This window comes from Mesorhizobium sp. M4A.F.Ca.ET.022.05.2.1, from assembly GCF_003998845.1.
Taxonomy (GTDB): domain Bacteria; phylum Pseudomonadota; class Alphaproteobacteria; order Rhizobiales; family Rhizobiaceae; genus Mesorhizobium.
This window is the reverse complement of the sequence record NZ_RZOJ01000240.1, coordinates 1-9,336: the sequence shown is the minus strand read 5'-3', so window position 1 is coordinate 9,336 and position 9,336 is coordinate 1. Positions and strand designations below refer to the sequence as shown.

The 9,336-nt window shown below is 66.5% G+C and carries 9 protein-coding genes and 1 pseudogene; 5 read left to right on the top strand and 5 right to left on the bottom strand.

Going from position 1 to position 9,336, the window contains the following annotated elements; all coding sequences use genetic code 11:
• The 3 genes and pseudogenes from EN745_RS22820 to EN745_RS22810 form a co-directional block, all read right to left on the bottom strand.
• Positions 1–297, bottom strand: a pseudogene (locus EN745_RS22820) (DNA polymerase Y family protein); the annotation flags it as partial.
• Positions 239–1,240: a hypothetical protein gene (locus EN745_RS37145; protein ID WP_127422322.1), complete on the bottom strand. Its 1,002-nt coding sequence runs from the start codon at positions 1,238–1,240 to the stop codon at positions 239–241. The gene EN745_RS37145 and the pseudogene EN745_RS22820, both read right to left, overlap by 59 nt.
• A 110-nt stretch (positions 1,241–1,350) precedes the next feature.
• Complete coding sequence (locus EN745_RS22810) at positions 1,351–1,983, bottom strand: LysE family translocator (RefSeq protein ID WP_127422321.1); 633 nt, start codon at positions 1,981–1,983, stop codon at positions 1,351–1,353.
• 137 nt (positions 1,984–2,120) lie between these two features.
• Here EN745_RS22810 and EN745_RS22805 point away from each other — a divergent pair, with 137 nt between their 5' ends.
• The gene (locus EN745_RS22805; RefSeq protein ID WP_126057380.1) at positions 2,121–2,552 is read left to right on the top strand and encodes a metallopeptidase family protein; all 432 of its coding nucleotides are present in this window, start codon (positions 2,121–2,123) and stop codon (positions 2,550–2,552) included.
• Positions 2,553–2,641: 89 nt separating this feature from the next.
• Here the strand turns inward: EN745_RS22805 and EN745_RS22800 are convergent, their stop codons facing one another.
• Complete coding sequence (locus tag EN745_RS22800; protein ID WP_126057381.1) at positions 2,642–2,848, bottom strand: DUF1737 domain-containing protein; 207 nt, start codon at positions 2,846–2,848, stop codon at positions 2,642–2,644.
• A 42-nt stretch (positions 2,849–2,890) separates the two neighbouring features.
• On the bottom strand, positions 2,891–3,766 hold the full coding sequence (locus tag EN745_RS22795) for a CoA ester lyase (protein WP_127422320.1): 876 nt from the start codon (positions 3,764–3,766) through the stop codon (positions 2,891–2,893).
• A gap of 499 nt (positions 3,767–4,265) precedes the next feature.
• Here EN745_RS22795 and EN745_RS22785 point away from each other — a divergent pair, with 499 nt between their 5' ends.
• Genes EN745_RS22785 through EN745_RS22770 form a run of 4 tightly spaced genes read left to right on the top strand, consistent with a single transcriptional unit; the run spans position 4,266 to position 9,277 of the window.
• A complete protein-coding gene (locus EN745_RS22785) occupies positions 4,266–5,810 on the top strand; it encodes a DUF4173 domain-containing protein (RefSeq protein ID WP_127422319.1) in 1,545 nt (514 codons plus the stop codon).
• A 3-nt stretch (positions 5,811–5,813) separates the two neighbouring features.
• Entirely contained in the window at positions 5,814–6,506 is a 693-nt protein-coding gene (locus EN745_RS22780; RefSeq protein ID WP_126057385.1) for a response regulator transcription factor, read from the top strand.
• Complete coding sequence (locus EN745_RS22775; protein ID WP_127422318.1) at positions 6,494–8,080, top strand: ATP-binding protein; 1,587 nt, start codon at positions 6,494–6,496, stop codon at positions 8,078–8,080. The genes EN745_RS22780 and EN745_RS22775 overlap by 13 nt, the downstream gene beginning before the upstream one ends.
• Positions 8,081–8,110: 30 nt before the next feature.
• Positions 8,111–9,277, top strand: coding sequence for an FAD-binding oxidoreductase (locus EN745_RS22770; protein ID WP_126059292.1), 1,167 nt, complete (start codon positions 8,111–8,113; stop codon positions 9,275–9,277).
• The last annotated feature ends 59 nt before the right edge of the window (positions 9,278–9,336 follow it).

The window sequence follows — 9,336 nt, the reverse complement described above, 5'->3', positions numbered from 1 at the left end:
GACGAGGATCTCGTCCTGCATGGCGCGTTCGCCGCCGAACAGATGCGTGCAGCCGGTGACGTCGAGGAACAGGCCGTCGGCGCCGTCGATCGCCACAAGCGGCGTGTAACGGTCGCACCAGTCGGCGAGGCCTTCGAGCAGGCGGCGGTCGGCCTCGGGATCGGCCTCGACGATGTCGATCGCGGGGTGCATGGCGCGCGCGTCGGCGATGCCCATGCCGCGCTTCAGCCTGAGCGCCTCAGCCCGCTCGTCGAGGGCGGCGATGCGCTGGGCGTTCATGTCGCGGTGGCTGATCACCAGAGGCAGGTGCTGCGACGGCCGGGAACGCCAGGACCGCCCCAGACGCTGGCGCAGGATGCGGTCGGCGGCGAGATGCGGAAACCACAGCGACAGAATCCTTTGTTCTTTCCTTGCCCCTTCTTTCTTCGAAAACATGTTCATCGGGGTTCCACTCCAGTGTGAATTGTCCGGGGAGCGCGGTGCGGCTCTTGCCGATGCCGACGGTGAAGGCGGGGCGGCCGATCGAGCCGGCCAGCGGCCCGGCGATCGTCGCGCGGCTTGCCGAGGGCGCGGCCGACACGATCAGGCGCACGGGCGCGGCGGTTGGCTCGGCCTCGCCGGCCTGGCGCAGCAGGAACACCGGCCGGCCGGCGTCCTGGGCGCGGGCGTGCAGCCGCCGCGTCGCGGTGAGGTCGAGCGGCCGCGGGCTGCCGCGGATTTCGAGGATGACGGCGGCGAGCGCCGTCATGCGGGCGGCCTCCTCGGCGATCCACAGCGCGTCGAGCAGCCTCGGCGCCTCGGAAAACAGCAATTGTTCGGGCGCGATGCCGAACAGGCTCCGCAGCCCGCCGGCATAGGGAAAGCCGGCCTCGCGGAAGATTTCCGAGGTGCCGACCCACAGCACCGGCAAGCCCGGCTGCCGCGCGAGGATCAGGCCGGCAAGCGACAGGGCAAAGCCGGCGACGGCTCCGGCGTCGCGGGTTTCAGTGCCATGGATCTCGCTCAGCGCCGTCTTCGGCAGGCCGCCGCCAAGGGCTGCGTCGAGCGGCTCGACACCGGTGCGCAGGAACGCATCATGCGATGCAACGGCAAGGCCACGCCGAACCACCGTGACATCGGCGATGTCATCAGGCGACGCGCCGGCCGGCGCCGCAAGGCGCTCGGGCAGCGTTCCCTCGATCTTCGCGATTTGGCGGCGCAGGGCAAAAACAGTCTCCCGCGCCACGGCGGTCATCGCCATGACGGTCAACTTTCAGCAGCATTGTTCCTGTTATGTTCTTATAGATTCCAGAGGGTGCCCCAAGAGTCAAGCCGACTCATTGTGAATTTATTCCTCTGTCGTTACGCGCTTTAGCGTTGGCCATCGAAGGCCAGCCGGGCCGCAAGTCCCGCAAAGACGCTCCCCAGCAACAGCTGCGGCGCCCGCTGAAACCGCGTCCGCCTCGACAATGCCGCGCCGATCCGGCTGGCGGTCAGGATGACCAGGCCATTGACGACCAGCCCAATCAGGTTGAGCACGGTTGCCAGCACCAGTATCTGCCCCGCCACGGACCCGGCCTGCGGCTGCACAAATTGCGGGAACAGCGCCAGCACGAACAGCGCCATCTTCGGGTTGAGGAGATTGGTCAACAACCCCTGCCGGACGATGCGCCCTTGCGAGTAGCGCGGCAGGCCGGCAACCGGCGCAAGCGCTGTCCCGTCGGAGCGGAACGCTTTCCAGGCGAGATAGGCCAGATAGGCGGCGCCGGCGTAACGCACGATGTCGTAAGCGATGGGAACGGCAAGGAACAGTAGCGACAGGCCGAAAGCAGCGGCCAGCGCATGACAATAGGTACCAGCGGCGATGCCGACATAGGTCGCCAGGCCCGCCGCACGCCCCTGGCTGGCGCTGCGGGATGCGATCAACAGCATGTCCGGCCCCGGCGTCGCGGTCAAAGCGAGGCAGGCAATGGCGAAAAGTCCAAGGGTGGAAAAGTCCGGCATGGGAGCTCCTGATACATGGCCGGAACCGACCCGTACGCGATTCCCGCGCGGCAGCAAAGGATACAAGATACAGGAACTGCCGCATCATTTGCCTCGACCGGCGCGAAAGCCTATATGCCGGGATCAAAGGACAAAGAATGGCCCGCATCTACAAGACCCGCACCTGGCACGACCAGCTTTCGCCGTCGATGGAGGAGATGGAGTTCCTGGCGCTGGAGGCCTACGCCCATCTGCCGGAGGATTTCCGCAAGCTCACCGGCGAGATCGTCATCCAGATCGCCGATTTCCCGACCGACGAGATCATGGACGATCTTTCGCTGGAAACGCCGTTCGACCTGCTCGGCCTGTTCGAGGGGCGCGGCATCGCCGAGCGCTGGAACCCGCAGACCGGCGAGGGGCCGAACCGCATCACGCTCTACCGCCGCGCCATACTCGACTACTGGGCCGAGAACGAGGAGACGCTGGGCGACATCGTCACCCATGTGCTGATCCACGAGATCGGCCACCATTTCGGCCTGTCGGACGACGATATGGAGCGGATCGAGGAGGCGGCGGAGCAGACGGCCTAGGGCTTTCGCGAAATCGCATCGCGCCGTTCCTCTTTCCCCTCCGGAGGGAGAGGAAGGGTGCCTGCACCAAAGCGGGTTGTTGCCCGCGTCTACCAATCGCTGAGCTTGGTGTCGGGCGTGTAGTCCTGACCCTCGACATCCTTCACCACAGCCTGACCGCAGCGCATCGATTTGGTCTTCTTGTCATAGGCATAGGTCGGCGAGCCGAACAGGTGCCAGCCCTTGTTCAGCGACGCCGTCACCTTGTGGCAGAAGCTGGAGTCGTCAGGGCCGGACAGAAAGCGGTAAAGTTTCATTTTTCAGTCCCCGTGAGTTTGCGGCAATCGCCCGAAAGCGCATCATGCGCCGATGGCGGCGGCCTTCGCCAGAAGTTTCTCGGCCTGAGCCAGATGCAGCCGCTCGACCATGCTGCCATCGAGCGCGATGACGCCCTTGCCGGCATTCTCGGCAAGCGCGAAGGCCGCCGTCACCGCGCGGGCCTGGGCGATAGCCTCCGGCGACGGCGCAAAGGCCCGGTTCGCCGCCTCGATCTGCGCCGGATGGATCAGCGACTTGCCATCGAAGCCCATGGCGGCGGCTTCCACGCATTCACGGGCAAAGGCGTCAGAATCGCGAAAATCATTGGCGACGCCGTCCAGTACATCGACGCCGCCGGCGCGCGCGGCCAGCACCAATTGCATCAGCCAGGGCGTGAGATAGCGCCGGTCCGGCGTCGCAAGGATACCGGTCTCCTTGACCAAATCGTTTGTTCCGGCAACGAAACAAGCAAGGCGCGAGCCGGGATCGCGGCCGAGCTCGGCAAGCGCGCCGATGTTTAGCAGGGCTTTCGGCGTCTCCACCATCGCCCATAGTTTCACCGTGTCCGGCGCGAAATTGTCGTCGAGCAGGTCGGCGGCCTCCAGCACCTCGCGCGGCGTGACGACCTTCGACAGAAGGATGCCGTCGGCCTCGCCTTTCGCCGCCGCCAGCACGTCGTCGATGCCCCATTCGCTCCCCAGCGCGTTGACGCGAACGATCATTTCGCAGCGCCGGTTCGGGCGTTCGGCCAGGATGCCCGCCAGCTTTTGGCGCGCCGTGACCTTGTCGGCTGGCGGCACGGCGTCTTCCAGGTCAATGATCACGGCATCGCAGGCAAGCGTCGCGATCTTGGCCAGCGCCCTGTCGTTCGAGGCCGGGATGTAGAGCACCGAGCGGCGCGGGCGGTAGGTTTGCATTCTCGATCTATGCCGCCTGTGGACAATGGAGGCAAGCCGTGCGGCGCAGCCAATCGTGGGAAGTCGGCGCCGCCCCTCATCGCCCTGCCGGGCACTTCTCCCCGTATAGTGACGGGGAGAAGGGGCTGGCCGCGGCCCAGGCACGCTTCCTGCAACGCTGGCGATTGGCGAAAATCCGCGTGACGACGCCCTTCTCCCCGTTCACGGGGAGAAGATGGCGGCAGCCAGATGAGGGGCAGCGCCAACGTTCGAAGCTCCCCTGCACGAAATCTGCAAATCATTGCTGAAAATCTCAGGCGATCCGCCGCGCCCTCTCCTCGTCGCCGGGTGAGACAGGCGGCATGCAGACTCGAGAAAGTCCCCGTTGGTCCCTGCCCTACCGGCTGCGCAGCGATGGCTGGTGGCTCGCCCCGAAAGCGCGGCCGACCGTGACGCTGTTGCCCTTCGTCCTTAGATCGCCGCCGCGCCATGCGCCGGCCAAAGCGAGGAAAACCCGGTCATGACAGATCTTCTCGCGCCGGCGCCGAGCTATTGCCAGCGCTTCGGCGCCGCCGTCCTGCTGGTCGCGCTGGCGGACTTTTTCTTCTATGGCCAGCCGGCCGGCATCACGTGGTTCCTGTTCGGCATCGTGCTCGCCGCCGCAATGGTGGCCCTCAATTCCCTGTCTCTCAATTCCATGACCCTCAACGATCGCTGGCTCTGGGTCAGGCCTGCCGCCCTGCTCGCGGCGCTGCTGCCGCTGGTCGAGAATGTCAGCCCGCTGTCGGTCTCGATCGCGCTCGTGGCGCTGTCGGCGTTCGCGCTTTCGCTCACCGGGCGGCTGCGCGCCGGCCTCGCCCGCATCGCCAGGCAGCTTTCGGCCTTCTTCATCGCCGCGCCGTTCCGCTTCGTGGGCGACTTCCTGCGCTGGCGCAAGGCGGCGCGGCGCCATGGCCGGCGGCGCATCCGGCTGGCGGCGATCGCCGTCTGGGTGATGCCGCTCGGCCTCGGTCTCGTCTTCCTCGCTCTGTTCGGCGCCGCCAATCCGGTCATCGAATACTGGTTCTCGCTGATCGACCTTTTTGCACTCCTCGACCTGATCCAGCTGCCGCGGCTGGTCTTCTGGCTGGCCGTGCTCGCTGGCGTCTGGGCCTTCCTGCGGCCACGCCTGCCGCGCTTCCTCCGCCGCCTGCCTCGGCCGGTGCGGTCCCGCACGGAACCGCCGGCTCAGGCAAGAACGACCATCGAGGACGTCCTCTTCGGCAAGGCGGCGATCCTGCGCGCGCTGCTCGTCTTCAACCTTCTGTTCGCGCTGCAGACCGCGCTCGACGCCACCTATCTGTGGGGCGGGGTGGCGCTGCCGGACGGGCTGACCTACGCCGCCTATGCGCATCGCGGCGCCTATCCGCTGATCGTCACCGCGCTGCTTGCCGCCGGCTTCGTGCTCGCAGCGCTGAGGCCCGGCAGCGAGACGTCGGAGGACCCGCTGATCCGCCGGCTGGTCTATGCCTGGGTGGCGCAGAACATCATGCTGGTCATCTCCTCGATGCTGAGGCTCGATCTCTATATCGGCATCTACGCGCTGACCTATCTGCGCATTGCCGCCTTCGTCTGGATGGGGCTGGTGGCGGCAGGGCTGGCGCTGATCATCGCCCGCATCGCGCTTGGAAAATCCAGCGAATGGCTGCTTTCCGCCAATCTTCTGACGTTATCGGCGACGCTTTATGTGTGCTGCTACGTCAACTTCGCCGCGCTGATCGCCAACTACAATGTCGACCATTCCTACGAAATGAACGGCCCCGGCACCAGCCTCGACCTTTTCTACACGAGGTCTCTCGGCCCCGCCGCGTTGCCGGCACTCGACCGCTTTTTTGACCATCAGAAGAAGGTGTTCCTCGCCGACAAACGCGATCCGGCTGACGCCTTCACCGAGGCCCGCTTTCGCGACGAGCAGAAAAACTGGCGCGCCTGGAGCTTTCGCGACTGGCGGCTTTTGCGCGCACTCGACAAAAGAGGTCCGCTCGTGGTTCCTCCCGGGTATCAACCCGCGATGCCGGACCTCTGATCGATGCCGCACAACATCCTCGTCGCCGACGACGATCCGCATATCCGCGAGATCATCTGCTTCGCGCTGGAAAAGGCCGGCATGAGGACGCAAGGTGTCGCCGATGGTGCCGCCGCCCTGCAGGCGATCGAGCGGCGCGCGCCCGACCTCGTCGTGCTCGACATCGGCATGCCGGAGATGGACGGGCTGGAGGTGTGCCGCAGGCTGAGGCAGCGATCCGACGTGCCGGTGCTGTTTTTGTCGGCGCGCGACGAGGAGATCGACCGCATCCTCGGGCTGGAAATGGGCGGCGACGACTATGTGACGAAGCCGTTCAGCCCGCGCGAGCTGGTCGCCCGCGTCAACGTCATCCTGCGCCGCGCCCGCCCGGCGTCGGCCGAGGCCGAAGAACGGCAGTTCTCGCATGGCGGGCTGGTGCTCATGCCGGCGAGCCACGGCGCCAGCTTCGACGGCAAGCCGCTGGCGCTGACGGGCATCGAGTTCGCGATCCTGAAAGGGTTCCTCGCCCGCCCCACGCATGTGCTTGCCCGCGAGGCGGTGATGGCCAATGCCTATGCCGCCAACATCCATGTCTCAGAACGCACCGTCGACAGCCATATCCGCAACATCCGCGCCAAGCTGGCGGCGGCCGGCTGCACCGATGCGATCGAGACCGTGCACGGCGTCGGCTTCCGGCTCGGCCGATGCGGCCATTGAACTCGCGGAAATGGATCGGGGACAAATGGCGGCCGCGGCTGGCCACTGTGGTGGTCGCCATCCTGATCGTGGTGATGGCGCTGCCGCTGGTCGGCCTGTTCTTCTTTCGCCTCTATGAGAACCAGCTGATCCGCCAGACCGAGGCGGAGCTGATCGCGCAAGGCGCGGTGCTCGCCGCCATCTATGCCGAGGATGTGCGCCAGGCCGGGATTGCGCCCGAGAAACTTGGCGCGCCGGTCTCGGCCGATCCGGCAAGGGACAACAACTATCCCTACGACCCGATCGAGCCGCGCCTCGACCTTGCCTCCGACGATGTCATGCCGACGCGCCCTGCGGCTGTTCCCGCCATTCCCGATGCGGCCTTCGCGGCGATCGGCGCGCGGCTCTCCGGCATTCTCGACGAAACGCAGAAGACGACGCTGGCCGGCTTCCGGCTGCTCGATCCCCGGGGCGTGGTCATCGCCGGGCGCGAGGAGGTCGGGCAGTCGCTGGCCGGCGTCGAGGAGGTGCGCGCCGCACTTGCCGGCCGCTATGGCGGCGCGCTCCGGCTCAGGATCCCCGACCAGCCGGCGCCGCCGCTCTATTCGGTTAGCCGCGGCACCAGGGTGCGCGTCTTCGTCGCCCTGCCGGTCGAGGTCGAAGGCCGGGTCGCCGGCGTGGTCTATCTGTCGCGGACGCCGAACAACATCGTCAAGCACCTCTACGGCGAGCGCGGCAAGGTGACCCTGGCGGCGATCGCGATTGTCGGCGGCACGCTGCTGATCGGGCTGGTCTTCCTGCGCACGGTGAGCCGGCCGATCTACGGGCTGATCGAGCGCACCAAGCGCATCGCCGCCGGCGATCGTGAAGCGATAAAGCCGCTCGACCATCACGGCACGCGCGAGATGGCCGAGCTTTCCGCCGCCTTCCTCGACATGGCCGAAAAGCTGCAGGCGCGCTCCGACAGCATCCAGACCTTCGCCACCCATGTCTCGCACGAGCTCAAATCACCGCTGACGGCGATTCAGGGGGCGGCGGAATTGCTGCGCGATTCCGGCGATGCCATGGACGAGGCCGAGCGGAAGCGGTTTTCCGACAATATCGTCACCGATGCCGGGCGACTCAATCTGCTGGTCCGCCGCCTGCTCGAGCTGGCGCGCGCCGAAAACGTAGCGCCCAGCGGCGAAAGCACGTCGCTCGAGGCGGCATTGGCGCTGCTGCCGGCGGACAACCGGCTCACGGTCCGCGTCGAGGCCGGCGGCGGGGTCGGCCTGAGTATCTCGGCCGAGAACGCGGCGATCGTGCTAGCCAATCTCATCGACAATTCGGCGCGGCATGGCGCGAGCCTGGTTTCAATCTCTGCCACGAACGCGACCGAGCGGGCGACCGTCTTGGTCAGCGATGACGGCGCCGGCATTTCGCCGAGCAACCGCGGCAAGGTGTTTGAGCCGTTCTTCACCACGCGGCGCGAGACCGGCGGCACCGGCATGGGCCTCGGCATCGTGCTGGCCCTCCTGAAAGCGCATGATGGCACGATCAGGCTGGTTGACAGCGAGCGCGGCACGCGCTTCGAGATCAGCCTGCCGGCGGCGTGAAGGATGCCGCAGGCTGGATCGGAGAAAGAAGTGCGCTACGACATCGTCATCATCGGCGGGGCCATCGTCGGATCCTCGGTCGCCTACTATCTGCGCGAGGAGGGATTTTCCGGCTCGATCGCGCTGGTCGAGCGCGATCCGCAATTTTCCCATGCGGCGACGACGCTGTCGCTGGCCTCGATCCGTCAACAATTCTCGATCCCGGAAAACATCCGCCTGTCGCAGTTCACGCTAAAACTGTTCCGGCGGCTGCAGGAAACTTTTGGCGCCGAGGCCGATATCGGCTTTCGCGAGGGCGGCTATCTGATCCTTGCCGGCGACAACGGGCTGCCGATCCTCAAAGCCAATCACGAAGCGCAGATCGCCGAGGGCGCCGACATCGTGCTGGAGGACCCCGAGCAACTGACGCACCGCTTCCCCTGGCTGTCGGCCGAGGGAATTTCCGCCGGCGCCTATGGCCGCACCGGCGAGGGCTGGTTCGACGCGCATGCGCTGCTGATGCTGTTCCGCAAGGCGCTGCGCGACAAGAAGATCGATTTCATCACCGCCGACGTCACCGGCATCGCGCGCGAGGGCAACCGCGTGACCGGCGTCAGTCTCGACAATGGCGAAAAACTCGAAGCCGGTATCGTCGTCAACGCCGCCGGCCCGAATGCTGGCAAGGTGGCGGCCTTTGCCGGACTCGCGCTGCCGGTCGAGCCGCGCAAGCGCAACGTCTTCGTCTTCGAGGCGCGCGAGAAATATGCCGACATGCCGCTGCTGGTCGATCCCAGCGGCATCTATGTGCGGCCGGAAGGCTCGGTCTACCTCACCGGCGGCGCCGAACCAGAGGAAGGCGACCATGCTCCCGATCCCGCGGATTTCGACGTCAACTGGCCTCTGTTCGAGGAGGTGATCTGGCCGGCGCTCGCCACCCGCATCCCGGCCTTCGAGGCGATCAAGCCGACGCGCGCCTGGGTCGGCCACTACGACTACAACACGCTCGACCAGAACGCGGTGATCGGGCCGCATCCGGAGGTCGAGAACTTCCTGTTCGCCAACGGCTTTTCCGGCCACGGCCTCCAGCAGGCGCCGGCGGTCGGCAAGGCGCTCTCCGAGCTGATCGTACATGGCGGCTACCGAACGGTGGATTGCACGGCGTTCGGGTACAGCCGGGTGGCCGAGGGGCGGGCGTTCCGGGAGCTGAATGTGATTTGAAGGGGAGGCGCTAGGCCGCTGCCTGCCTGCCCTCGCCAAAATACCGCTGCAGCCAGCCC